The 25098-nt window shown below is 71.3% G+C and carries 23 protein-coding genes; 16 read left to right on the top strand and 7 right to left on the bottom strand.

The genetic code is table 11. The features are described 5' to 3' along the window. Nucleotide 1: 1 nt before the first annotated feature. The 3 genes from JOL79_RS04135 to JOL79_RS04125 all read right to left on the bottom strand — a co-directional run bounded on the left by JOL79_RS04135 (nt 2) and on the right by JOL79_RS04125 (nt 2547). Nucleotides 2–688: a winged helix-turn-helix transcriptional regulator gene (locus JOL79_RS04135; RefSeq protein WP_210154312.1), complete on the bottom strand. Its 687-nt coding sequence runs from the start codon at nt 686–688 to the stop codon at nt 2–4. A gap of 120 nt (nt 689–808) precedes the next feature. Next, nucleotides 809–2035: an AarF/UbiB family protein gene (locus JOL79_RS04130; RefSeq protein WP_210154311.1), complete on the bottom strand. Its 1227-nt coding sequence runs from the start codon at nt 2033–2035 to the stop codon at nt 809–811. Then, a complete protein-coding gene (locus tag JOL79_RS04125; RefSeq protein WP_210154310.1) occupies nt 2032–2547 on the bottom strand; it encodes an SRPBCC family protein in 516 nt (171 codons plus the stop codon). Before JOL79_RS04125 ends, JOL79_RS04130 begins: the two co-directional genes overlap by 4 nt. A gap of 223 nt (nt 2548–2770) precedes the next feature. On the opposite strand from JOL79_RS04125, the gene JOL79_RS04120 reads away from it, so the two are divergent. Next, entirely contained in the window at nt 2771–5179 is a 2409-nt protein-coding gene (locus JOL79_RS04120) for an AarF/UbiB family protein (protein ID WP_210154309.1), read from the top strand. A 52-nt stretch (nt 5180–5231) separates the two neighbouring features. Here the strand turns inward: JOL79_RS04120 and JOL79_RS04115 are convergent, their stop codons facing one another. After that, a complete protein-coding gene (locus JOL79_RS04115) occupies nt 5232–6077 on the bottom strand; it encodes a hypothetical protein (protein WP_210154308.1) in 846 nt (281 codons plus the stop codon). Continuing rightward, on the bottom strand, nt 6074–7330 hold the full coding sequence (locus JOL79_RS04110; RefSeq protein WP_210154307.1) for a KR domain-containing protein: 1257 nt from the start codon (nt 7328–7330) through the stop codon (nt 6074–6076). The genes JOL79_RS04115 and JOL79_RS04110 overlap by 4 nt, the downstream gene beginning before the upstream one ends. A 222-nt stretch (nt 7331–7552) precedes the next feature. Between JOL79_RS04110 and JOL79_RS04105 the strand changes: the two genes are divergently transcribed. The 8 genes from JOL79_RS04105 (at nt 7553) to JOL79_RS04070 (ending at nt 16696) form a co-directional block, all read left to right on the top strand. After that, the gene (locus JOL79_RS04105; protein ID WP_210154306.1) at nt 7553–8860 is read left to right on the top strand and encodes a HEAT repeat domain-containing protein; all 1308 of its coding nucleotides are present in this window, start codon (nt 7553–7555) and stop codon (nt 8858–8860) included. 45 nt (nt 8861–8905) lie between these two features. Further along, nucleotides 8906–9547 carry a DUF6073 family protein gene (locus JOL79_RS04100; RefSeq protein ID WP_210154305.1) on the top strand — a complete coding sequence of 214 codons (642 nt, stop codon included), beginning with the start codon at nt 8906–8908 and terminating at the stop codon, nt 9545–9547. A 48-nt stretch (nt 9548–9595) separates the two neighbouring features. Then, the gene (locus tag JOL79_RS04095) at nt 9596–10612 is read left to right on the top strand and encodes an SRPBCC family protein (protein WP_210154304.1); all 1017 of its coding nucleotides are present in this window, start codon (nt 9596–9598) and stop codon (nt 10610–10612) included. A 53-nt stretch (nt 10613–10665) separates the two neighbouring features. Continuing rightward, nucleotides 10666–11925, top strand: coding sequence for a cytochrome P450 family protein (locus JOL79_RS04090; protein WP_210154303.1), 1260 nt, complete (start codon nt 10666–10668; stop codon nt 11923–11925). Between the two features lie 250 nt (nt 11926–12175). Further along, complete coding sequence (locus JOL79_RS04085) at nt 12176–13198, top strand: class I SAM-dependent methyltransferase (RefSeq protein ID WP_210154302.1); 1023 nt, start codon at nt 12176–12178, stop codon at nt 13196–13198. After that, a complete protein-coding gene (locus tag JOL79_RS04080) occupies nt 13195–14631 on the top strand; it encodes an alpha/beta fold hydrolase (RefSeq protein WP_210154301.1) in 1437 nt (478 codons plus the stop codon). Before JOL79_RS04085 ends, JOL79_RS04080 begins: the two co-directional genes overlap by 4 nt. After that, a complete protein-coding gene (locus tag JOL79_RS04075) occupies nt 14628–16079 on the top strand; it encodes an alpha/beta fold hydrolase (protein ID WP_210154300.1) in 1452 nt (483 codons plus the stop codon). The genes JOL79_RS04080 and JOL79_RS04075 overlap by 4 nt, the downstream gene beginning before the upstream one ends. Before the next feature lie 26 nt (nt 16080–16105). Beyond that, nucleotides 16106–16696, top strand: a complete 591-nt coding sequence (locus JOL79_RS04070) for a hypothetical protein (RefSeq protein WP_210154299.1) — start codon at nt 16106–16108, stop codon at nt 16694–16696. Between the two features lie 84 nt (nt 16697–16780). Here JOL79_RS04070 and JOL79_RS04065 read toward each other — a convergent pair whose 3' ends face one another. Continuing rightward, nucleotides 16781–18007: an FAD-dependent oxidoreductase gene (locus JOL79_RS04065; protein ID WP_210154298.1), complete on the bottom strand. Its 1227-nt coding sequence runs from the start codon at nt 18005–18007 to the stop codon at nt 16781–16783. A 160-nt stretch (nt 18008–18167) separates the two neighbouring features. On the opposite strand from JOL79_RS04065, the gene JOL79_RS04060 reads away from it, so the two are divergent. From JOL79_RS04060 to JOL79_RS04050, 3 genes are all read left to right on the top strand, one after another. Further along, the gene (locus JOL79_RS04060) at nt 18168–18536 is read left to right on the top strand and encodes a VOC family protein (protein WP_210154297.1); all 369 of its coding nucleotides are present in this window, start codon (nt 18168–18170) and stop codon (nt 18534–18536) included. Between the two features lie 111 nt (nt 18537–18647). Next, a complete protein-coding gene (locus JOL79_RS04055; RefSeq protein WP_210154296.1) occupies nt 18648–20240 on the top strand; it encodes an MFS transporter in 1593 nt (530 codons plus the stop codon). Nucleotides 20241–20343: 103 nt separating this feature from the next. Then, nucleotides 20344–20910 (top strand): DUF5655 domain-containing protein, encoded by a 567-nt coding sequence (locus JOL79_RS04050; protein ID WP_210154295.1) that lies wholly within the window; start codon nt 20344–20346, stop codon nt 20908–20910. A 16-nt stretch (nt 20911–20926) separates the two neighbouring features. Here the strand turns inward: JOL79_RS04050 and JOL79_RS04045 are convergent, their stop codons facing one another. After that, on the bottom strand, nt 20927–21931 hold the full coding sequence (locus JOL79_RS04045) for an aromatic ring-hydroxylating oxygenase subunit alpha (RefSeq protein WP_210154294.1): 1005 nt from the start codon (nt 21929–21931) through the stop codon (nt 20927–20929). A 167-nt stretch (nt 21932–22098) separates the two neighbouring features. Between JOL79_RS04045 and JOL79_RS04040 the strand changes: the two genes are divergently transcribed. The 4 genes from JOL79_RS04040 to JOL79_RS04025 all read left to right on the top strand — a co-directional run bounded on the left by JOL79_RS04040 (nt 22099) and on the right by JOL79_RS04025 (nt 25077). Next, the gene (locus tag JOL79_RS04040; protein WP_210154293.1) at nt 22099–22542 is read left to right on the top strand and encodes an ester cyclase; all 444 of its coding nucleotides are present in this window, start codon (nt 22099–22101) and stop codon (nt 22540–22542) included. A gap of 18 nt (nt 22543–22560) precedes the next feature. Continuing rightward, on the top strand, nt 22561–23049 hold the full coding sequence (locus JOL79_RS04035) for an ester cyclase (protein WP_210154292.1): 489 nt from the start codon (nt 22561–22563) through the stop codon (nt 23047–23049). Nucleotides 23050–23120: 71 nt separating this feature from the next. After that, entirely contained in the window at nt 23121–23957 is an 837-nt protein-coding gene (locus tag JOL79_RS04030) for a helix-turn-helix domain-containing protein (RefSeq protein WP_210154291.1), read from the top strand. A gap of 103 nt (nt 23958–24060) precedes the next feature. Continuing rightward, the gene (locus JOL79_RS04025; RefSeq protein WP_210154290.1) at nt 24061–25077 is read left to right on the top strand and encodes an aromatic ring-hydroxylating oxygenase subunit alpha; all 1017 of its coding nucleotides are present in this window, start codon (nt 24061–24063) and stop codon (nt 25075–25077) included. Nucleotides 25078–25098 lie beyond the last annotated feature (21 nt).

Genomic DNA, 25098 nt, shown 5'->3' with positions numbered 1-25098 from the left:
CTCAGGACGCCCTGCCGGGAAGCAGCCCCAGCAACCGGGAGCAGCGGGTCAGGGCGTCCGGATCCCCCTCCAGGTTGAGCCGCCTGGTCGCCACCGCCTCGAACGGTGAGACCCGGCCGGCGCCGATGTCGACGAACGTCCTGGCGTCGGTCGAGATCCGCAGGGCGGCCTCCTCCGTCCCCTCCCTGTTGATCGATATGCGGCCGTCCCGCACGGCGATGTGGAAGACATGGCCGTCGACGAGGAACTCGTAGGACTCGTCCACCTCGGGGATCTGGTCCTTCCTGATCAGCGCTTCGACGGCCAGCACCCCCCACTGGGGCCGTACCTCGTCCTCGGCGTCGAAGGAGCCGGCGACGTTCAGCCCCCAGCGGGCCAGGCCCAGGATCGGTTCGCGCAGCCCTTCGCCGAACTCGGTCAGTTCGTAGACGGGGCCCTTGCCGTTCGACCGGGGGTGATGCCGGATCACGCCCTGCTGGGTGAGCCGGCGGAGCCGCTCGGCGAGCAGGTTGGTGCCGATGCCGGGCAGATCGTGCAGCAGCTCGTTGTATCGCTGGGGGCCGATGAGCAACTCGCGGACGATCAGGAGGGTCCACCGCTCGCCGATCACGTCGAGGCATGCCGCGAGGCCGCAGTACTGCCCGTAGCGTCTGCGTTCGCCGGCGCGGACCGCCGACTCGTTTCCCATACTTACAAACTACATAGCGACGACCCGTCGCGACGGGCCGCTCCGGCACCAGGGCAGGCCTCACCCGCGCCGGAAGCCGGCGAACGGACGGCGACGTACGGAGCCGACGTCCGGGACGGCTCAGCGCGCGTGTGCGGCGCGGGCCCGGGCCACGATGGACCTGAGCACGACCGGCCCCGCGAGCGACTGGAAGTTGATCTTCGGGTCCAGCTGCTTGACCTGCCCTTCTATGGCGAGAAGCGCCATGAGTGGGAAGACGAACTCGGCTCGGGAGAACGCCCCGTGCCGCCGCTGGATGGCGAAAAGGCGGGCGGCGAATCCGGTCAGGGAGAAGCTGCCTGCGGTCAGCCCGGTGATGGAGCCGATCAGGACCTCCATGTCGCGACGGAACGCCTTCTCATGTTCCGGCGGGACCGGTCCGGCCGCGGCGGCCAGGGCGTGCGTGGCGCAGATCTCGGCGTTTCCGCTGGACATCCCGAGGAAGAACTCGGCGAAGTGCGTCCGCATCTCCTCGTCCAGCTCATAGGTGAATCCGGCGTCGACGATCGCCAGCCGCCCGTCGGGCAGCTCCCACCAGTTGCCTGGGTGGAGATCGCAGTGGACGACGCCGGTGATGAAGAGCATCTCGTAGATGGTCAGGACCAGCCGCCTGGCGGTTCGCCGGGGATCGGGAAACCGGCGTCCGCCGGCCTGCCCGGGCAGCCAGGTCATGGTCAGTACGTCCGGCCCGCTGTCGCCGTCCAGCACCCGGGGGAAGACGACGGGCAGGGCCGTTTCGAGATCCTCGAACCGGCGCAGGGTGGCCGCCTCGGCCATCAGATCGGTCTGCCGGCGGACCGATTCGCACATCTCCCGCACGACGCGCCGCATCGTCGGCCCCGACCGCCGGAGCGGCAGGGCGGCGATCCGTGTCATCGCGGTGATGAGGCCGAGGTCGATCCTGAGCAGTTCGGCGGCGGTCGGATGGAGGGTCTTCACGGCGGCGTCGACGCGGCCGACGCGGCGTCGCTCCACCGCGGCGACCGATCCGATCTCCCGGTCCGCCTGGGCGCCGCCGGCCCGGCCGCGGGCCAGGGCCGACTCCAGTTCCTCGCAGAACGCGGCGGCGAACAGGTCTCTGCGGCTGGCCAGCATCTGCCCGATCTTGATGAAGGCGGGGCCAAGACGCCACAGGGCCGCGCTCACGACGGCCCCCGTCTCGCGGACGACGCGGTCGGACCGGCCGCGCCCGCCGTGCCGGACCAGCACCCAGGCCGTCGCCGCGGCCGCGCCGCACATGACGACGGCGATCCGCCCGATTCTCGCCGCAGAATGGGCGAGACGGCGCGGAGAACGGCGGGACCTCACCTCGGGCTCCTCGCCCGCGACTCCGGGGCCTGGACTGGAGACGGGGCCCGCTCAGGAGATGAGGCCGGAGACGGGGGCGGTGCGGTCTCGGCCAGGTGACGCCGCAGGGCGTCCAGATAGTCGGCCCAGCCTCGCGTATAACCGTCGACCAGTTCGGGCGGCGGATGCAGGTGCCGCAATTCCAGCGTGGATCCCGCCCCGCCGTCGGCGATCACCCGCACTTCGACCATGCTGTCGCGATAACCCTCGTCCTGCAGGAGGAACCGATATTCGCCGTGGGTCGCGTGACGGGCGCAGCCGAGCACCGTCGCATATTTGAAATACGACTCCCCGGAATCCTCCGTGAATCGCAGTGAATAACGTCCGCCCGGCCCGAGGTGGCACGGCGTGAACCACACGGAGATCGACTCGGGTGAGGTCACGGCCCGCCAGATTTCGTCGAAACCGCAGTCGAGCCGGCGGCGGACGAATATGGCGGTGGAGTCGGCTGCCGAATCTCTGACCGCGGACATGGGGTCAACGTAACACGGCGACATCGATGACGGAACCGGGACAGGCTCCCCGATATCCGCGGGGAGGGCAGCAGTTTCGAAGAAGACCGGCGGAGCATGCCCGGATAAAATCCGTACATTTGCTGCCGGAATAAGGGGGCGTCCGATGCGCCGGAAAACCCCGCGGCCCGCCGGGACGGTCCGTGACGTGAACAGGGCCGTGAACGGTGCTGTGAACGGTGCTGTGAACGGTGCTGTGAACGGTGCCGAGGCCGGTGCGGGGACCGGCGGCGACCTGGAATTGCCCCGGCCGATGGCCATCGTGGCCACCGCGATGATCGCCGCCATGCTGGAATTCGGATCGCGAACCGGGCTGAGCGCCGCGCTGGCCGATCGCCCGGCACAGGCGGCCGATCTCGCCGAGGCCACCGGCGGCGACGAACGGCTGGCGGAGGAATGGCTGCACGGCATGGTCGCCGCAGGTCTCGTAAATCATGACGGGTCGCATTTCGCGTGGCTCCCGGAGATAAAGCCGTTCATCGGCGGCGTGCTGGACGTCCAGCCGGGGGTGGCGCTGTTCGGCGCGCTGACCCGGTGCGTCCCCGCCGTCGCGGAGGCGTACCGCGCCGGAGGATCCCTCGCGGGTGACGACTACCCGCACGAGCTCGCCGACGCCATGCGGGCGATGAGCGCCCAGTGGACCGGCGCGATCCTGCCGGACGTCTGGCTGCCCGCCGTTCCCGGGCTCGCCGGCACGTTGCGGCGGGGCGGACGGGTGGCGGAGATCGGCTGCGCGTCCGGCGAGACGCTTGAGGCGCTGGCGACGGCGTTCCCCCTGATCACGGCGGAGGGGTTCGACCTCGACGAGCGGCTGGCCGGTGAGGGCAACGCCCGGCTGGCCGACCGGGGACTGGCCGGCCGCGTCTCGCTTGGCTGCCTGGACGCCGCGACCGGCCTGAACGGTGAATACGACTTGATCCTCGCCCTCAGCGTGCTCCACGACGCGAGCGATCTGGCGGGGCTGCTGACAGCGGCGGCGGCCGCCCTGCACCCCGGTGGCGTGTTGCTGGTGGTGGAGTCTCCGCCGCTCACCGGGCCGGCGGCGGCGATGCTGCTGGCGACCAGCGTGCTGTACTGCGTGCCGGCCACCGCCGCCCGGGGCGGCCGGCCGCTCGGCACCCTCGGGCTCACCCCCGGCGTGCTGCTCGCGGCTACCGCCGAGGCCGGCCTGGCTCCGGTCGCGACGCTTCCGGCCGTGCACCCGCTCGTGGCGGCGTACGCGTTCGGCCGGACGGGTGAGACCGCGAGTGAGACGGCGGACGAGACGACCGGCGGCGCGGTGCCGGGCGAGCGGGCGGCGGGGGAGCGCCTCGTCATGGACCACCTCCCTCCTGTGGGGCGGTGGCGCCTGGCCGGCCGGGCGGCGCGGCTCACCGCGCGGGTGGCCTTCGCGGTGTCGCACATCGTCTCGCTCTGGGTCGTCGACCGGCTCCGCGCGGGCAGGGTGGAGGCTCAGGCGCGCGGGACCCGGCGTCTCGTCCGGCATCTGGAACGGATGGGACCGACCTATGTGAAGTTCGGTCAGATGCTGGCCAGCCGCGCGGACCTGTTCCCCGCGCACGTCACGGAGCGGCTGGCCGCCCTGCACGACGACGTCACCCCGATGGATGCCGGAGAGCGCGGCCGTCAGCTGGCCCTCGCGGTGCGGCAGGAGCCGCGCCTCCGCCTGCTCGACGTGACGGATCGCTGCATCGGCAGCGGCAGCATCGCCTGCGTCTACGAGGCCGTCGACCCGGACGGCCGCCCGCTGGCCGTGAAACTGCAGCGCGAAGGCGTGGCCGCGTCGATGGCGGTCGACCTCGCGCTGCTGACCGCGTTCACCCGGGTGGCCGAACGGCTGCCCGGGGCGGGTGGCGCGCCCATGGCCGACCTCGTCGGATACATGTCGCGCGCCCTCTACGGTCAGATCGACTTCTTCCGGGAGGCGGCGTACCTGCGGAGGCTGTCCGCCAACCTCGCCGGCTACGAGGAGATCGTCGTGCCGCGGGTGCACGACGACTACACCTGCGCCACGGCCCTGGTGACCGACCTCGTTCCGGGGCTCACCGGCGACTCCGCCGCGGGGGTGGCCGCCACGACGTACGACCGGGTAGCGGCGCGGGTGCTCGACGCCGTCGGTTCGATGATCTTCAGGGACGGCTTCGTCCACTGCGACCTCCATCCGGGCAACATCTACATCCGGTCCGACGGCACGGTCGTGATCCTGGACGCCGGATACTGCGTCGAGATGCCTACGGCGGTGCAGCACTCCCTCCGGGACTTCTTCACGAACCTGGCGCTGCGGAACGGGCCCAGATGCGGAGAGATCATGTACGACTCCGCGTTCCCCGGCGGGCCGCCCGCGCGGCACACCCCGGCCGACCGGCGCGCGTTCGCGGGGGAGATCGCCGAGCTGGTCCGGACGACGACGGAGCCGGGCGGGCGGTTCGACATGACCGACTTCGGTCCCCGGGTCTTCGACTCCCAGAAGAGGTTCGGCGTGCATCCGCCGGCCGACTTCGCGTTCCCCCTGATGTCCCTGATGATCGTCGAGGGGACGCTCCGGCGGTGGTGGCCCGACCTCCAGATCCCCGCGGCCACGGGCGTGCGGTGAGAGGCGGCCGGCCTGGTCCGATCAAACCGGGGTCAGGCCCCGGTGCGCCGCGTCAGACCTGGGCGGCCCGCTGGAGCGTGTGCTGCCACGTGGCCAGGAACCGGTCCCGGAGGACCTCCCGCGTCTCGGCGTCCAGGTCGAGCGCCGACCAGCCCGTGTGCCGCACCTGAAGCTCCAGCGACGCCGAGTGCGCCGTGACGGCGACCTCGGCCTCGGTGGGCGGGCTCCCGCGGACGGCCTCGATCCCCAGAGTGATCAGGTCGTCGAAGTGCGTGTGCCAGCGGACGATGGGGAAAGGACGCGGCCCCTCGGAGTCGACGACGTAGAACCACCGCGGCGGCCACGCGGGTCCGGAGAGGGGCAGCCACTCGCTCAGCACGGCCCGGTGCAGCGGCCGCCAGCCCGGCCGGTCGAGCGTGCGGCGCACGCTGATGTCGGGGATCGGCCCGGGGCCGCCGCGCGCCCCGAGCTCCGCGATGTCGGAGACGCCGTCGGTCGCCGACATGGCCGGCAGTGCCGCCGCGAGGCGGTCGAACCGGTGCTGCCACAGCCGCCTGACCTGATAGATGGTCGCCGGATCGGCCGAGTCCACCGTCTCGGTGACGCACAGCCGCACCGGTCCCGCGCCGGACAGGTCGAACCGGACGGAGCTGACGGGGCTCACCCCCAGGTAGGCGGAGGTGAACTCGAGGGCCTCGCCCGGGGTGATGGACTCGATCCAGACGCGGTAGAGCGACGACGAGCCCGTGGACACGCTCAGCTCCTGGGCGACGTGCGTGATGTCCCGCTCCAGCCGTCCCCACCACGCCTGGGCGCGCCCGGCCTCCACCAGCATGAGCCATACCGTCGCGGGGTCCGACTCCAGTCGCACCGAGTGCTCGACGGGGAAACCCCTCACCCCTGCCTCCGCGGTGTCCGTGTGTTCCAGTCCCGGCAGCCGGAGCCCCAGGTGTAGACGGTGTGGTCGGCGACCTGGGCCCGGACGACGCGGTCGTCCGGGCCGACCGGCCGATGCGGCGCGGCCCGGCTCGGGCGGCAGAGCTCGACCAGGCGCCGTACGGACGCGTCGTCCATCGCGAGGGAGCTGCCGCCGACCCCGGTGATCGCCGCCAGTGGGCGATCCGGTGTGGGCTGCGGCCCGCCGAGCACGATCTCGTCCGGGACCGTGCGGCGTTCGTCCAGGAGGAGATCGGTGATCTGAACGCCCCAGGCCGGCGGCACGATCGCGAAGCCGGCCCGGCCCGCCATCGCGGCGGCGAACGCGCCCATCCCGATCGACGACCAGAGGGACCACTCGGCGACGACGACGCGCATCCCGGGCCGCTCCTCCCGCAACCGGGCCGCCTCGCGCCGCAGGAGCTCGTTGGCCAGGGCGTATCCGCCGAACATCCGGTGCGGGCGGCGCGACTCGGTCGAGCCGAAGGCCACCACCGAGCGCAGCCCGGCCAGGGCCGGCGCGTCGACCAGGCTCCGCAGCCCGCCGGCCTTGCCGCCGGCCAGCCGTTCCAGGTCGTCGCCCGTGACCTCGCTCAGCGGGGCGAGGTCCAGCTCGCCCGCGGCGTGAACGAGCCGGGTGATCGGGAACGGCGCCGGGGGGACCGCGGCGGTCACGTCCGCCTGATCGACGATCACCTGGGTGCGGGCGGCGACGGCCGCCAGGCGCCGCCGGGCCGCCGCAGGAAGGCCGGCGGCCGGTCGCCGGTCGAGCAGCCAGAGCCGGTGCCCGGCGGCGGCCAGATGGGCGGCGAGTTCCAGGCCGATCCCGCCGAGCCCGCCGCTGATCGCGACTCCGGCGGGTTCGCCGCCGGGCCGGGGAGCGGGGAGGCGGTGATGCGTCCACCGGGGCTGGCGCGGCCGGAACGACGCGTGCCGGCCGGGCACGAGCTCCTGGCAGCGCAGCCGCGGCCATTCGACCGACGCGGCCCGCAGCAGGCTGCCGCCGCCGGCGCCGCGGTGGACAAGTGTGAGCGGGACGTCGCGGGCGAGGGCCCCCCTGATCCCGTCGAGAAGGACGCCGGCGTCGCCGGCGCGCCAGCGGCCGCCCAGTTCAACGAGGACCCCGCCGTCACTCCAGTGAATTCTTGAATCAGAATTCGACGTCGTTAATGGGGAGCGGCGTTGCGGCGGGCAGGGTCTGGGAACGAATGTCAAATCCGTGCTCGGTGCGATTAGGTTGCCCATCGCGACCCTTCCGTGGACTCCCTCGATCGGCGGATCGGCTTTCCCGGGTCAGGCCGACAGTATCCGATCAGTTGCCTGTCCGCCAGTGTCGACGCCGTCGTCGGCGGGGTGGGCAAGGTGGGAGAAGTTTTGTCATGCGGGCTCTCTTAGCGTGATTCATGCAGCCACAACTTCGCCCTTCGGAGGAATCAGATGGCAATTGATCTAGCCAATAAGTCACCGGAATCGATGGGCAATCCCGGTCCTCAGTCGGCGCTTCCGGTGGAGGCCCCGCCGCTTGAGTCGCTGCGCGAGGAGCAGCGCGACGCGCTCAACTTCGCGTACCGCACGACGCTGAGCATGGACCCGCGGTTCGTGGCCGGCGACCCCGCCGCCTGGTGCAGCGACTTCGGCTACGCCCTCAACCGGGCCGCCGTCCGCGTCGACAACCGCACCGACGAGGAGCTGCAGCACGACGCGCTGCACCACCCCGACCCGGTCATGCGGGAGCAGGCCGTCTTCGAGTACGCCGACCGGGACCTGCCCGACGCGTTCGAGCTGCTCAGCGAGGTCATCAAGCACGAGAAGCACCGCGAGGTCCGCTGGGACACCCTGTGGGCGATGGAGAAGCTCGGCGGCCCGCACGCCATCGCGGCGCTGCGCCGCTTCGGGACGGACGCCGACCCGGAGATCGCCGAGTGGTCGCGGCTGTTCGCCAGCGAGCTCACCACCGGCGACCCGTCGTTCGACGGGCGCAGCGGCGTCTTCACCGAGGGCAGGACCTTCGACGAGACGATCTACCTGCTCATCCACTGCGACCTCTACGTCCGGCTGGACGACACCAACCGGCACTGGGGCAAGATCTCCCTCGGCCCCCTGGGCCTGGCCCGCATCTACGGGCAGGCGCACGCGTGCCCCAACGTGGCCACCCGCGAGCGGCAGCTGCTGATGGCCAAGACCATCAGCGGCCTGCACACCGACGGCTCCCCGCACATGGACAACTACCTGTTCCGCGGCTTCACCGAGCGGACCCGGCGGGACCGCGGCAACTTCTTCTTCGAGTCGCAGGTCCCGCGGACGTTCTTCAAGTCCGGCCGGGCGGACGACCCCTCGATGGGCACGCACGAGACGCGCATCGGCTTCGCCCGCTACGGCACCTGGCACCTCGACCCGACGCTGCAGGTCCGCGGCGAGGACGCGATCAGATACGTACGCGGCCGCTTCCAGGGCTGGGGCTACACGAACGTCGCCGGTGTGGCCGGCAAGTCCCTCGAGGAGATCCTGCGGCCCGGCAACGGGATCCTGTCGACCATGCACGACCCCGAGGTCAGGGACCTGACCAACGTGTTCATCCTCGGCACCTTCAAGGGCAAGCTGAACGACTGGGACGGCGACGGCCGGATCGACCTCAACTCCCGTGACGTCTACAGCACGGTCGACGGCGAGGTCGACAGCGACCAGGACGGTATCGCCGACGAGCCCGGGCGTACCTGCTGCGACTACCGCTCCGCAGGCCTCTAGACCGCCGTCATCCCGATAGCACGCTTTCTGAAAGGACGAGACATTATGGCCAGTTCCGAGAAGACCACCGTTTTCGGCCGGCCGGTGCCGACCGACGGGGTGCCCAATCTGTACAGTGGCACACCGGTCGTCAAGTGGGCGACCCCCGAAGCCGGTATCGACAATCTCGGGATCCACTCCTGGGACACGTTCGCCATTCCGGGTGTCGGCGAATTCGACGTCGAATTCGATGGTTACGTTCGGGTGGTCCGGTCGGAGCCCACGGAAAGTGAATGGGCCGGCGCCGAGGTCTACACGAACCTCATCGAGATGAAGATGACCGGCGAGTCGGAGGAACTGGGGACCATCACCGTCACCCTCAACCCGACATGCCTTTCCGCCGGCCAGATCCGCAACCCGTTCGACCCGTACGCGGGCGAGGGCCCCTCGGCCAAGGCGTGCCGGATGGCGGTCGGATGCCTGTTCGACATGCCGAAGCTGGGCAAGACGCTCTTCAACAAGGAGCCGGTCATCCTGACGATCGACGACGTCCGTTCGATCCCCCCGGCGGGCGCCCCCGGCAAGGGGCAGATCTACCGGATGCTGCCGCTGCACGACATGCAGAACCCCGACGGCGAGCCCGTCGGCTACCTGACGAGCCTGCGGTTCAACATGGGCGGCTACCTCGCCCCGGAGCGCTTCGCCTGACCCGGACCAGACCGGTTCCCCGCCCCCGCCGATCGAGCCGAGGATGTCATGACCTCTGTCTCACCACTGCCCGATGATCTCGTCGTCCCGCTGATGGAGCCGTCGCCCTTCCCTCCCTTCAGGTCGACGGCTCAGCCGGTCGCGCACGACCGCTGGGAACGGCTGATCACGACGGTGACCGTCCCGGCCGATCTGCCCGAGGTGTGGACCGCGCTGACCGATCCCGCGCGGGTCGGCATGTGGTTCGCGGAGACCGGTCCGACCTGGGCCCGGGAGAACGAGCGGAGCATGCTCGACTTCCGCGACGGCGAGTTCTTCTGGTGTCACACCGACGTCGTCGAACCCCCCGGCGCGGACGGGCGCTCGGGCAAGCTGAGCTACCGATGGCGGTGGGTGGGCGCCGGCCCCGCCACGCGGGTGACATGGCAGCTCACCGCCATGGGCGGCGCCACCATGGTGACCACCACGGAGATCAGCTCGAACGGGCCGTCGGACTGGCGGAGCTGGAACGGCACCGGCTGGCCGGGCATCCTCGACCAGTTCTCCGACCACGTCCAGACCGGACGCGACGTGCGCTGGACCTGGCGGCGCATGGGGCCGTACGTGCAGACCGAGCTGCCCGTGCCGGTCTACGAGGCGTGGGCGGCACTGACCGCCGTCCCCGCCCTGCAGTACTGGGCGGGTCGCACGTCGGGTTCGCTCAGCGTCGACGACCCGATGACGTTCGTGATCGGCGACGCCAGCGGAAGCTGCGTCCTCACCGTGACCGAGCACGTCGAGGCCGGCCAGCGGTTCCCCTCGTACCTGCCGAGCCTCAGCTTCGACCTCGACCGCGGCGGATGGCCGGGTCGTCTGTCCGGCCATCTGTGGATCGAGCCGACCCACCTCGGCGGCAGCCTGCTGCAGGTCTTCCATTACGGGTGGGAGATGTTCGGCTCGACGGAGACCGCCCCGCACGACCGGACCCTGCTCACCCAGTTCTGGGCCGCCGCATTCGACCGCCTCGGCAATCTCGTCCGGCGGTTGTCGCCGCCGCCGGAAATGCCGGGCGGCATGCCCGGATGACGGCCGGGCCGCACGAATTTCTCTCATAACTTCACAACGGAAGGACCGGCGATATGGCACACGCCGAGGACGAACTCCACCCGCTATATCAAAACCACCTTCGCGCCCACCCCTTCCCGATTTACGCGGAGATGCGGGAGGAGGGGCCCGTCCAGCTCGTCAAGGAGCCCCGCGGCATCGAGCACTGGGTGATCACGCGGTACGACGAGGCGCGGGCGGCGCTCGCGGACCGCAGGCTCTCCCGCGACCCCCGCAACATGTGGGAGGTCATGCGTCAGACGGAGCTCTACGACGAGGGCGAGGAGGACTCCGAGCCGCACATGCTCAACGCCGACCCGCCGGACCACACCCGGCTCCGGCAGCTGGCGAACAAGGCGTTCACCGCCGAGCGGGTGCAGCGGCTCCGTCCGCGCATCCAGCAGATCACCGACGAACTGCTGGCCGAGATCGACACCTCCCGGCAGGTCGACTTCATGAGCACGTTCGCCGCGCCGATGCCCATCAAGGTCATCTGCGAGCTGCTGGGCGTCCCGTACGAGGACGCCCTGAGCTTCACCAACTGGGTGCTCGCGGCCCTGACCCCGACGTACGTCAAGGGCGAGCGGATCCGTCCCTACGAGGCGAACCGGCTGCTGCGCGACTACTTCGTCGACCTCGTCGCCCGCAAGCGCGCCGAGCTCAAGCCGGGCTCGGGGCGTGAGGAGGAGCAGCCCGACCTGCTCAGCGCGCTGATCGTGGCGTCCGACTCGGGCAACACGTTCACCGAGAAGGAGGTCGTCTCCACCGCCGGGCTGCTGCTCATCGCGGGCTACAAGACCACGGTGAACCTGATCGGCAACGGGATGCTGGCGCTGCTGCAGAACCCCGGCGAGATCGACCGGCTCCGCGAGAACCCGTCGCTGATGACGTCGGCCGTGGAGGAGCTGGCCCGCTACGACGGCCCCGTGGAGCGGGCGATGCTCCGGGTGGCCACCGAGCCCGTCACCATCGGCGAGGTCACGATCCCGGCGGGCGCGCTGGTGACGGTCGCCAACGCGTCGGCCAACCGCGACGAGCGCAGGTTCGCCGACGGCGACCGGCTGGACGTGAGCCGCGGCGACCGCAACCACCTGGCGTTCGGCTACGGCATCCACTACTGCATCGGGGCGCCCCTGTCCCGCCTGGAGACGGAGATCGCGTTCGGCTCGTTGCTGAACGAGTTCTCCGAGATGGCCCTGGCCTGCCCGGTCGAGAAGCTGGAGTATCGCGAGACAGGCGTCCTGCGCGGCCTCAGCGAGCTGCCCGTCTGGTTCACCCGGCGCGAGACCGCCTAGCGAATCGACGGCCCGGGTCGAAACCGGCGCACCGGTCTCCGCGCAGTGACGCGGACCGGCGCGCCGGTTTCCATTTCTCTCCTTTTCTCCGCCGGCGCGGGCGCAATCTCGAAGAAGCCGCCCGCCGGGGCGATATTTACGCTGGCGGCACCGGACAGGAAAACGACGACAGGCGGAGCAAATGGGCAACCCTATCGTTTCCGACCGTGGAGCCGACCTCGAAGAAACGCTGGCGGCGGGGGGACGGTTCATGGCGGATCTGAGCCGCGCCATGGTGACCCTGTCGTGCGCTCTGGGAGACCGGCTGGGACTGTTCGCGGCGATGGCGGACGGCGCCGCCCGCAGCGCCGACGACATCGCCGGCCGGGCCGGCGCCGACCCCCGCTACGTACGTGAATGGGCCCGGACGCTGGCCGCGGGAGGCTACCTGGAGATGGAGCCCTCCGGGGAGGCGTTCCGGCTGCCGCCGGCCTACGCGGCGCTCCTGGCCGACCCCGGCTCGCCGTTCTACGTCGGCGGCATCGCCCGGCTGGTCCCGCCGCTGGCCGCGATGGTGGGGCCGGTGGCGGACTGCTTCCGCACCGGCGCCGGTCTGACCCCGGGCGACTACCCGCCCGAGATGTACGAGGCCACCTGGCGGATGAGCGCCAAGTGGCTCAGGGCGATGCTGCTCGACCAGTGGCTGCCCCTCGTCCCCGGACTGGACGAGAGGCTCTCGGCCGGCGCCCGGGTGGCACATCTGGCCTGCGGATCGGGCACCGCCCTCGCGCTGCTGGCGCGGCGGTTCCCCGCGTCGCGGTTCGTGGGCGTCGACCGGCACGAGCTCAACGTCGAGCGGGCCCGCCGGGAGGCGGCCGACTTCGGCGTCGCCGACCGCGTGACGTTCACCCGGGTGGCGGAGTTCGCGGACGGCCTGTCCGGACACCATGAGCTGATCATGGCGTTCGACTCGCTCCACCTGGCCGCAGACCCCGCCGACGTTCTGCGCAGGGTCGCCGGAGCGCTTACTCCGACCGGTGTCTTCCTCCTCCTGGAGACCCAGTGCTCGACCGACCCCCGGGAGAACGTGGGTGACGTCGCCGCCTTCCTCTACGGCACCAGCACCCTCTACTCGGTGCCGCTGTCGACGCCGGGACCGGTGGTGGCGGGCATGCTCGGGCTCCCGCAGCCGGTGCTCACCGGCATGTGCGCCGACGCCGGCCTGACGGCTCCCCAGCGGATCGCCGCCCCCACCCCCTTCAACGTCCTGTACCAGATGAGGAGGGCGTCATGAGCGGAGCCTCACCCGCCCGCACGGTCACCGGCGTGCCGTCGCCGATCCGCTGGGCGGAGGCGTCCGACGGCTCTGAACGGGCGCGGCTGCCCGTGCCCGTGGACCATCGCGACCCGGACGGACCCGCGATCGACCTCGCGCTGGTCCGTCACCCGGCCGCCGAGCCGGGCGCCCGGCTGGGGGCGCTGGTCGTCGCGCCCGACGATCCGGGCAGCTCCGGCATCGCGGTCGCCGGCGAGCTGAGGAAGGCGCTGCCGCCGTCGGTCACCGCCCGGTTCGACCTGATCGGGTTCGACCACCGATTCAGCGGAGAGAGCGCGCCGCTGCAGTGGGGCCTCGACCAGCGGGAGATCTTCTGGGTGTTCCACCAGTCCGGGTCGTTCGCCGCCGAGGTCCGGTTCCAGGCCGAGATCGCGGCCAAGGCGGCCGGGCCCTCCCTCGCCGTCCTGCCGCACATCACCACCCGCAACATCGCCAGGGACATCGACATCATCAGGCGTGCCCTCGGCGAGGAGCGGATCTCCCTGCTCGGGCACAACTACGGCTCCTACGTCGCCGCTGTCTACAGCCAGATGTTCGGTTCCCACGCCGACCGGGTGATCCTCGACAGCGTCCTCAGCCCCGACTGGGTGTGGAGCGGGCTGTTCCGCAACTTCGCCCGCAACTGCGAGGAGACCCTGCGGTGGTGGTGCGCGCGGACCGCCCGGCCCGGCGGGCCGCTCGGCGACACCCCCGAGCGCGTACGCGACGCCTTCGAGGAGGTGCTCCGCAAGGCGGGAGCCGGGGGCATCATGCTCGCCGGGGTGCCGGTGCCGCTGGACGACCAGTTCCTGCGGGTGCTGGCCATGCTGCTGCTGAGCTCGGCACGCTCCCACGCCGCGCTGGAGGACGTCGTGCGCTCGGCCGCGACCGGCGCACCCCCGAACCCGGCGACGCTCCAGCTCATCGGCTCGATGTTCGCCGTACCGCGCGACGCTTCCACGGCCGCCGCGCAGATGGCGATCCTGTGCGGCGACGCGGCCTGGCCGCGGGCGCTGGAGGAGTACGAGTCGGCGAGCGAGGAGGCGCCGGGGTTCATGGGCAGGGCGCTGCTCGGTGTCAAGGCCGGAGCGTTCTGGCCGGCCCAGCCGATCGAGCCGCCCACGGCCTTCGGTCCCACCGCCGCGGGCGGGGTGCTGCTGGTCCAGGCGGAGCGGGACATGTTCACCGCCTCCGTGGGAGCGACGCGGATGCGGAGCCTGCTGGGCGAGCGGTCCCGGCTGCTGATGGTGCGCGGCATGATCGAGCACCGGGTCTTCCCCTTCGCCGGGGACGCCCAGGTGAACGAGGTGGCCGGGGAGTTCCTGACGACGGGACGGCTGCCGGACGCCGACATCACGCTGGACGACGGCCTGGACGACCTGGACGCACGGGCACTGAGGGGGCCACGATGAGCCAGCCGAGCTCCGACCTGACCGTCTACTACGACCAGCCGGTCGAATGGAGCGCCCCGGATCCCGGGCTGGGTGGCGCCCGCCGTGCGACGCTCCGCGTCCCCCTCGACTACCGGCGCCCCGGCGAGCGGGACATCGAGATCGGCGTCGCCAGGCACGAGGCCACCGGCCACCGCCAGGGCGTGCTCATGGTCGGCCCCGGCGACGACCTGGGCAACAGCGGCCTGAACCTCCTGACCGCGCTGCTCGGCAGCCTGCCCGGCGCGCTGATCGAGGCGTTCGACGTCGTCGGGTTCGACCACCGGTTCATGGGGGCGAGCACACCGATCTTCTGCGACCTCGAACCGTCCGAGCGCTTCTGGGTCTTCCACTATCCGGAGTCGTTCGACGCCGAGGTGCGCTATCAGGCCACGGTCGCCGCCAAGTGCGCGGCCGGCTCGCTCGACCTCCTCGCGCACGCCAACTCCCGCAACATCTGCCGGGACATGGATGTGATCCGCGGCGTGCTCGCCGCCGACCAGATCAACTACGTGGGCTACTCGTACGGCACCTACCTGGGCGCCGTCTACGGCGAGATGTTCGGCCCCCACCTGAACCGCGCGGTCCTGGACGCGATCTGCAGCCCCGACTGGGTGTGGCGAGGGCTGTTCACCGACTTCCCCGAGAACGGGGAACGGGCACTGAACCGCTGGTGCCGGTGGGCCGCCACGAGACACGACACGTACGGGCTCGGCGCCACCGGTCCCGACGTCCGGGCCGGGTACGACGCCGTGCTCGCCGCGGTGGACCGGGGAGACCAGGTCACGTTGATGGGGTTCCCGCTCGACCGCACCCTGGCCAGGCTGATCCCCGTGGGGATACTCAACAGCGAGAAGGCCTACCCCGTGCTCGCCGACATCGTCAGGCACCTGCGCACGGGCGCGGATCTCGACGCGGGCAGCCTGGACTTCCTCGCCCGGATGTTCGGGCAGCCGAAGGAGGAGAGCGGCACGGTCGCCCAGCTGGCGATCCTGGCCGGGGACGCCTTCTGGCCCCGCAGCCCGGCACTTTACGAGCAGGACATGCTCAAGGCGGCCGGGGAGTTCCCCTGGACCGGCGCGGCGCTCAACGGGATCAAGGCGCCGGCGTTCTGGCCCGTCCCGCCCACGGAGCCGCCCACCCGGCTCGGCACGGACGCGGGAGGCGGCAGCTATCTGCTGGTCGCCGCCGACGAGGACATGTCCACCCCGTGGGTGGCCGCCCGCCGCATGCACGAGGTGCTGGGAGACCGGTCGACATTCGTGACCGTCGCCGACACCGCCCACCACCGCGTCTTCCCGTTCTACGGGAACGCCGGCCTGAACGAACTCGTCGCCGGCTTCCTGCTGACCGGCCGGACGCCGGGGCCCGATCACGTCTGCGTCAACCCGGACCGGATGCTTGAGCCGGTCGCGTCCGGCCCCGGATGACGACCGCCCGCGGGTAGCCTGCCCTCATGCTGATCGAGAGGGAACGGCACGACGGCATTCGCAGCGGCGCCATCACCGTGTTGTTCCGTCGCTGGCGGCAGCGGCAGGCGACCGCGGGCGGCGTGTACCGCACCGCGCTCGGCCGGGTGGCCGTCGACGCGATCGACGTCGTGACGCCCGAGCGGATCACCGAGGCCGACGCGGCGGCCGCCGGTTATCCGTCGGCCGCCGCCGTCGTCGAGGATCTCCGCGGCGACCCCGGCGATCCCGTCTACCGGCTCCGCGTCAGGTTCGTCGAGGAGCCCGATCCGCGCGACAAGCTGGCCGCCGCGGAAGACCTCTCGGCCGGCGACCGGGAGGCCATCGCGGGCAGGCTGGCCCGGCTGGACCGGGCGAGCGCGACCGGCCCGTGGACCACGGCGACGCTGGAGATCATCAGTCGCCGGCCCGAGGTGCGGGCCGGCGACCTGGCCGCCGAGCTGGGCCGCGACGCCGCGCGGTTCAAGCTCGACGTGCGCAAGCTCAAGAACCTCGGGCTCACGATCAGCCTCGGCACCGGCTACCGGATCTCCCCGCGCGGAGCGGCCTACCTGTTGAGCCGGACCCGCGAGCACTGAGGCGCCGGGGGCGGCCGTCCCGGCAGGGCAGGACCCGGGGCCGGTCAGCGCCGGCCAGCGCCGGCCAGTGCCGATCAGCGCCGCTTAGGCCGGCTCGGCGCCGGGGGGCGCGGGGGGCGTCCATCCGAACAGGCCGGCGTTCTGGCCGCCGCCGTCCGTTCCGCGGGTGGTGGCCCTCAGAACGGCGTCGCGGACGGCGGCCGTCAGCGGCGAGCGCACGTGAGCGATCTGTCCCAGCATCCGGGACATGCGGACGACCGGGCGGACGCGCGGGCCCCGTTCGGCCGCGTAGCCGCGCAGCCGCCGTTCGACCTCGGCGGCGCCGGTGGCGTCCAGGGCGGCGGCGAGGACGGACGCGTCCTCCAGGGCCATCCCGGCGCCCTGCCCGAGGGTGTACACCATCGGGTGCGCGGCGTCCCCGGCCAGAGCGACGCGGCCCCGGTGCCACGTGCGCGGCGGCGGACGGTCGCAGACGTCGTGGACGGCGCAGCGGGCCGGATCGGCCGAGGCGGGCACCTTGCGCAGGTCCGGATGCCAGGCGCGGGTGCGTTCGATCACCTCGGCCAGCGCCTCCTCGACCGGCCTGCGGGGCAGGTCGCCGCGGGGCGCGGTCATCGACGCCACCCAGTAGAGGTCGCCCCCGCCGATGGCGGCGGCGAAGAGGACCACGCCCCGTCCGTAGGCGATGAACCCGTCGCGGTACGCGCCGGGGGCCGGTCCGACGCCGCGCACGGCGGAGAACCCCCGGTAGCGCGGCGGCCCGTCGCCCAGCAACTGCGCGCGTACGGCGGAGTTGGCGCCGTCGGCCCCGACCAGGACGTCGCCGCGCCGCACCTCGCCGGTGCGGGAGACCAGGTCGACGTGCGCGCCGTCGTCGGCATAGCGGTCGGCGGCGAACCCGCGGGCGATCTCCACCCCGGCGTCTTCGGCCGCGTCCCAGAGCAGCGCGTGGAGATCGGACCGCAGGAGGGTGACCGCCGGCATGCCCCAGCGGTCCTCGTATCCGTCGAACGACACCGACCCGAGCACCCGGCCGCGCTCGTCCAGGAACACGCTGCGGTGCGGGGCCGCGCCGCGTTCACCGGCGGCATGGCCGGCCGCGCGGACCCGGCCGGCGAGGCCGGGCGCGATCGCGGCGAGCGCCTTGAGGGCGTTGGGGGCGAGCACCAGGCCGCCACCGGCCCGGTCGGGTCCCGCCGAGCGTTCCAGGACGACGGGTGCGAACCCGCGGTGGCGCAGCGCGATTCCGAGCGCGAGCCCGGTGAGCCCCCCGCCTGCCACGAGTATCCGGCCCCGCCTCGTCGGACGCATGTTCCGAGCATGCCCGACGTGGCAGGAGGCGCCTTCTTCGACATTGCCCTCCGCGCCGCCTGACCCGCCGCCGAGATGGCGTCCGGGGTGGCGGGGGACGAAACGCGTAGGATGTACCCGACCCTTGACGGGTAGGATCCTTCCTACCTACGATTGCCGCATGGAAATCACGCATCTGCAGAAGTTGACGGTCCCGGTCACCGACCAGGACGTCGCCAAGGCCTTCTACGTCGACAAACTCGGCTTCGAGCTGCGCTCCGAGACGCCGATGCCGATGGGCGACAACCTGCGCTGGATCGAGGTGGCGCCCAAGGGCGGGCAGACGACGCTGGTGCTGTGCAGCTGGATGCCGGACATACCCAAGCTGCAGAACGCCATGTTCGAGACCAAGAACACCGACGAGGCCGTCGCGGCGCTGCGCGTCGCCGGTGTCGCCGTCGACGACCCCACCCCGACGCCGTGGGGCAAGCAGGCGGCCTTCGCCGACCCCGACGGCAACAGGTACATCATCACCGACGGCGGCGCCTGATCCGTCGGCCGCCGCCGCGCGCGCCCGCGCGGTGATCCGTCCGTCCCTTCGCGCTCGGTACGCACCCCCCAGAGGGACCGCCGCTACCGAGGTGCCCCTGCGGGAGAAGCCATGACCCAGCCAGCCCGTGACGAAGCATGGTCACCCTCCGGCGCCGAGCAGGCCGCGCCCGCCGGTGTCATCACGACCCGGATGTGGGTCACCCTGGTGCTCGTCTCCCTCGGGGCCATGATGGAGGCGCTCGACTCCACGGTGATGGCCATCGGAAACCCGGAGATCGCCGTCGACCTCGGGACGAGGCTCACGCAGCTCCAGTGGGTGAGCAACGGCTACATGTTCGCGGTGGTCGTCTTCCTGATCACGGCCGGGAAGATCGGTGACCGGTTCGGTCACCGCACCACCTTCCTCGTGGGGATGGTCGGGTTCGCGGCGGCCTCGGTCGCGGCGGGCCTGGCCGGCTCCATCGAGGTGCTGATCGCCGCCCGCGTCGTGCAGGGCCTGTTCGGCGCGGTGCTCGCGCCCAACTCCCTGGCGATCATCCGCAACGTGGTCCCGTTCGACCGGATGAAGACGGCGATCGGCGTCTGGGCCGGGTTCGGCGCTCTGGCCATGGCGGCCGGCCCCTTCGTCGGCGGCCTGGTGGTCGGCCAGTTCGGGTGGCGAGGGATCTTCTTCCTCAACGTTCCGATCTGCGTGATCGTCGTGATCGCCGGGCTGTTGTCGATCGACAGGGGCCGTGAGCAACGACTCGCCGCGCCGATCGACATTCCGGGCGTGGTCGTGCTGTCGGCCGCGTTGCTGGCGCTGGTCTGGGGGATCGTCCGTCTCCCCGTGGAGGGGCTCGACCTGGTCACCGGGCTGCTGTTCCTGGCCTTCGTGCTGCTGGGGGCGCTGTTCCTGTGGCGGCAGCAGTCGTCGGCCAACGCGGTCCTGCCGCTGCGCCTGTTCCACTCCACCTCGCTCTCCGCCGCGGTCGTGGTCATCACGATGGCCGCGTTCGTGGCCTTCGGCAGCTACTTCTACTTCGGTCTCTACCTCGAACGGGTGCAGGGGCACTCGCCGCTGCTCGCCGGCGTGCTGCTGCTGCCGCAGACCGTTCTGTTCGGTCTCGGCGCCGCGGTCGGCGGCAAACTGGCCGGCGACAAGGGCCCGCGTGTGCCGATGATGCTCGGCGCGGTCCTGGTCGCCCTGGGGTCGGTGGGCATCACGCTGCTGCAGGCCGACTCGTCGTATCTTCTCCTCGGGCCTTCGCTTGGGCTGATGGGCACCGGAATCGGGGCGATCGTCCCGGTGGCCGTCGGGGTGATCCTCGGACACAGCCCGGCCAATCTCGCGGGGACGGCGTCGGGCATGCAGCAGACCGGCCTGATGCTGGGCGCCGTGCTGGGCACGGCGATCATCGGCACGATCATCAGCGCGCGCGTGGCCGGAGACCTGCCCGGTCGCCTGACGGCGGCGGGAGTCCCGCAGGACGTCGCGAGCCGGGCGGCGGACCAGGCGAGCGTGGCGGCCCAGGGCGTCCTGCCCCAGATCGACGGCGCGGCTCCGGCCGTCGCGGCGCAGATCAGGACCGCGGTGGGTCAGAGCTTCACCGGCGGCCTCAACACCGCGCTGATCGTCGGCGCCGCGCTGATGGTGGTGGCGGCCGTGATCGCCAGTCGCGTGCAGGCGCCCCCGCAGGAGTCGGCCGCGTCCTGGGGCTGAGCGGCTCCGCTTCGGCAGACCTGGAAAGCGGCCAGGAAAGCCGGGAAGGCAGCCGGGAAGGCAGCCGGGAAGGCAACCACAGCAACCACGAAAGGAACATGGCATGGCGCTTTCCGGGGCGGAGATGCTCGTCCGCGTCGCGGAGTCCCTTCCGGCGAAGACCGGCAGGTCGCTCGACGACTGGGTCGCCGAGATCGGCAAGTCCGGGATCGACCCGCTCGACCAGGGCGCGGTGCGGCAGTGGCTCAGGTCCGAGCACGGCCTGACCAAGCCGCAGCAGGAGGCGATCGCCATCGCCGCGGCCAAGGACGCCGGATGGACCGAGCCCACCGCCGACGACCATCTCGCGGCTCAGTACGCCGGGCCCAAGCAGGGCCTCAAACCGATCTACGAGGCGCTGCTGGCGGCGGCCACCGCGCTGGGCGGCGACGTGGTCGTCGAGGTGCGCGCCAACTTCGTGGCGATCAACCGCAAGCGGCAGTTCGCCGCGGTGCAACCCGCCACCGCGAGCCGGATAGACCTCGGGCTGCGGTTCGTCGACCCGCCGTCCGACGCGCGGCTCAAGCCGGCCACGGCCCCGGGCCAGTCCACTCACAAGATCGGGCTGACCGCCGCCGACCAGGTCGACGGCGTCACGGCGCTGCTGCGGCAGGCGTACGAACAGAACTGACGCCGGGGTCCGCGCGTCAGCGCAGATAGTGCCGCGCCGGGTTGGCGCGCGGATACCGGCGCAGATATGTGAAGAAGTCCGCGAGCGCCGCGTCGCTCCGGGTCAGCAGCCCGGGGGTGTAGTGGATGGTCATCAACACGGGCGCGTCCTCCGACAGCAGGTTGAACATGAACATCTGCGCCCTGGTGAGGAACTCCTGCGCCGCCTCCGGCGGCTCGCCGGGCAGCACATGGGTGCCCCAGCTGAAGAACGAGGCGGTGGTCCGCGCCCGGAGCGCCGCCATGCCGGTGATCCAGTAGAACCAGCGGCCGTCGAGCGTGCCCTGCTGCCAGAAGATGTTGCTGCCGTGGATGGACGCCCAGACGCGGTACTCCTCACCGCCGGGCATCAGCGCGTGATAGCGGTAGCCCACCGAGAAGTCGTCCCAGGTGACCGAGTCGTTGGGGTCCTCGACGAACCTTCCCTCATGGGGGAGCGCGAAGTGCTGCAGGTCCATGGTCTGGGCCGCGACCACCCAGGGATCCACCGCGAGCCGCTGGTCGAACGCCAGCGTCCGGGTCGCGACGGGTGTTCCGGGCAGCGGCGGGTCCGGTTGGGGGAGGGCGAACAGAGGGTCGGTGCCGTTGAACGCCCAGACGATGCCGTGCGTCTCGACGGTGGGAAAACGGAACAGGCGTGCCTTGGGGTCGACGGGTGTGCCGTTGGCGGACAGGCAGCGGCCGTCCATGCCGTAGCGCCAGCCGTGGAAGGCGCAGCGGATCGCGCCGGGTTCGAGGCTGCCCACCGAGAGGTCGGCGCCAAGATGCACGCAGTAGGCGCTGAACACGGACACCTCGCCGGAGGGCGAGCGTACGGCCACCACCCGGCCGCCGAGCAGGTCGACGCCCACGATGCCCCCGTCCGCCGGGAGCGCGGAGCTCAGGCACACCGGAAACCAGGTCTGCGTGAAAAGGCCGTCCTGGCCCTCGGACGGGATCGGCTCGGAGCGGGGCCGAGGCTGCACGTCTTCCGCGATCGTCATGGTGATCCCGTCCCTCCGGGCAGGCACTGTGGCGCGTTCAGTGTGTGCGGCGCCCGACAGACCGGTCAATTGACCCCAATAGGACGACAATTTCGAAGAAACCCGGCATGTGCCGATGTGTTCCCCTATGAGGGTGTCATCCGGCCTGGCGTCGACGTGGAGGAACCGTGCACACCGATACGGATCAGCTGGCCGCCAACAAGGCCGTCGTACAGAAGCTGGTTGACGCCTGGAATGTGCGAGACGTCGCGGAGATGATGCGCTACTGGGCTCCGGACATGGTGCACCACGGCCGCGACGGGGCCATGCCGGCCGGTCAGGTGAGCAGTGAGATGCAGCGGTTCATCGCCGCCTTTCCGGACATCCGGATCGATGTCGAGGAAATGGTCGCCGAACGTGATCTCGTCAGCACCCGGCTCACGGTCTCGGCCACCCATTCCGGCCCCTATCTGAACATCCCGCCGACGGGCCGGGCCGTCCAGTGCGCGCTGATGGGCCAGCTGCGAATCGTCGACGGCAAGGTCGTCGAGCATTGGGGAGTGGCCGACACCGTGCATCTGCTGGAACAGCTCGGGCTGATCGACAGCGGGCTGCTGGCGGCGACGGCCTGACAGGCCCTGGGAGGGCAAGTGAACGACGAACTGGCGAAAATCAAGGCCGAACGGGAAGAGATCGTACGGCGTTTCCGCGGGGCCGTGCTGTTCTCCAGGAATTTCACGGCGATCCAGGAGGTGCTGGCGCCGGAGTTCGTGGACCACTTCGCCCCCTCGTGGGATCCGCCCGGCCGCGACGGCGTCGAGCATCGATTCGGCCAGGCCGCCACGGCGCTGACCACCACCAAGGTGGAGGTCCTGGTCTCGGTGTGCGAGGGGGACTATCTGTCCCAGGCCATCGAGCTGCACTTCTCCCACACCGGTGAATTCATGGGCATCCCGGCCACAGGCAGATCGTTCGCGATCGGCGGATCCAACACCTTCCGCTTCGACGGCAGGCAGATCGTGGAGCACTGGGGCGTCTTCGACGTGGCGAAGATCCCGGATCTGCTGCGGGAGACGCACGGCGCACAGGGCGGCTGGGCGTCGATGTGGCCGGACCGGGAGGCGTCCAGCCGGAGCTGAACGATCGTCGCAGGCGGCAGGTGGACAGTCCACGACGCGCCGATGGATCCTACGGGGACCTGGAGGTAGGAGTGCGGACCCGCGAGAACAGCGCACCGGACGGGATCGGCGGCTGCGACGACCACCGGCTCCGGGCGGTCGAACAGGTCCTCGGCAGGATCCGGCGTGACCTGTCCCGCGGGCACTCACTCGTCGACCTGGCGCAGACCGCGTGTTTCAGCCCGTTCCACTTCCTTCGCGTGTTCCGGCTCGTCACCGCGACCACACCGGCGCGGTTCCTGGCGGCGCTGCGGATCGCCGAGGCCAAGCGGCTGCTCGCGACCACCGACCTGGACATCACCACGATCTGCATGCAGGTCGGGTACACGAGCCTCGGCACGTTCTCCCACCAGTTCGCCCGGCACGTCGGGGTCTCGCCGCGGAAGTACCGGCGACTGATCACCGAGATGTCGGACCAGTCCTGGGAGACCGTGCTGGCCGCCGCGGCGCCGCCTCCGCCGCGTGCCGGGCAGGCGCGCGGGTTCCGGGTGAGGTTCAACGGCCTGAAACCCGGCAACATCGCGCTCGTCGGACTGTTCGAGTCGGGCATCCCGCAGGGCTGGCCGGCCGCCTGCGCCGTGGTCCGCGAGTCCGCGGAGATGGACCTGACGGTCTGCCCGGACGGCGCGTACATGGCACTGGCGATGAGCCTGCCACCCGACACCGGTGTCGAGGCCCTGATGACCAGCGGCGTGCCGAACCAGTGCCTCGTCGGGTCGTACGGGCCGATACACGTGAAGGGCGACCGCGTCGCCGGGAGCGGCGGCATCGTCATCGATCTGCGCCCGCGCCGGCCCAGCGATCCGCCCATCGTCTTCGCCTCACCGTTCCTGGCCGCCCAGGAGAACCGGCTCGCCTCGACGCCCTGAGGATCGCGGCCGGATCGAGCGTGCGCAGCTTCGAAGAAGTACCGGGACCTGGCCTGACCTAGTGTCTGGGCCGCCGCCCGACACCGACAAGCGGAGGTGACCCGTGACCGAATCCCTGGCCCCGGCGACCGGACCCGACGCCCCGGTTCCCCGCCCGATGGGCGCGCACCTGCCACACGAGGGCGACGACGGGCTCTACACGCAGAGCTGGTATCCGATCTGCATGGCCGGCGACCTTACCCCCGGCAAGGTCGTCGGCGCGGAGTTCCTGGGCGGGCGCGTGGTCGCGTTCCGCGACGCGTCGGGGCGGCCGTCGGTGGTGTCGGCCTACTGCGTGCATCTCGGCGCGGACCTCAGCGTGGGCACCGTGTCCGGCGGCATGCTGAGATGCCGCTTCCACGGCTGGACGTACGACGGGCAGGGGGTGTGCCGCCGCACGGGCAGCGGAGACCCGGTGCCGGACGGCGCGCGGCTGTTCCGGTTCCCCACCGCCGAGAGATTCGGCGTCGTGTGGGCGTTCAACGGCACCGAGCCGATCTTCCAGATCCCCGCCCTGCCCTGCCCGGAGGACGAGATCCGGGCGCGCCGGGGCCGGTTCGGCCATCTGGCCATGGAGCCGTGGATGGTGTCGGCGCACACCCTCGACCTGCAGCATCTGTCGTTGCCGCACGGGTTCGACCTGAAGGTGCCGCCCGCCGACACGGTACGGCGCGGCGCGCACAGCCACGGCTACGACCTCGTCGGATCGCTGCCGGACGGCACGACGTACGACGTCCGGATCGACATATACGGCCCCAACCTGTTCCTGCAGACGGGGCTGCTCAACGGCCGCTGGTATTTCTGGATGACCTCGCCCAGCCTGCCGGCCCCGGGCCGTACGGACTCCTTCTTCGTCTTCGGGGTACGTAAGGGAGAGTCGGAGACCGAGGAATCCGCGGAACAGACGCTGCAGCGGGTGTTCGAGGCGCAGATGCAGTTCTATTCGGACGACTCCGACATCTTCGACACCATTCATTTCCAGCCGGGCCTGCTCACCGCGCGTGACACGACCCTGGCCGTGTTCCTGGACTACATGCGGACCTATCCCCGCGCCAATCCGGCCCGGGAGTTCCTCAGTTAGACGCCGGCACGGTGTGCCGAT

The sequence above is a fragment of the Microbispora oryzae genome, assembly GCF_017896165.1.
GTDB classification, from domain to species: domain Bacteria; phylum Actinomycetota; class Actinomycetes; order Streptosporangiales; family Streptosporangiaceae; genus Microbispora; species Microbispora oryzae.
Note: the sequence above shows the minus strand (reverse complement) of the source record. Positions and strands in the feature narration are given on the sequence as shown.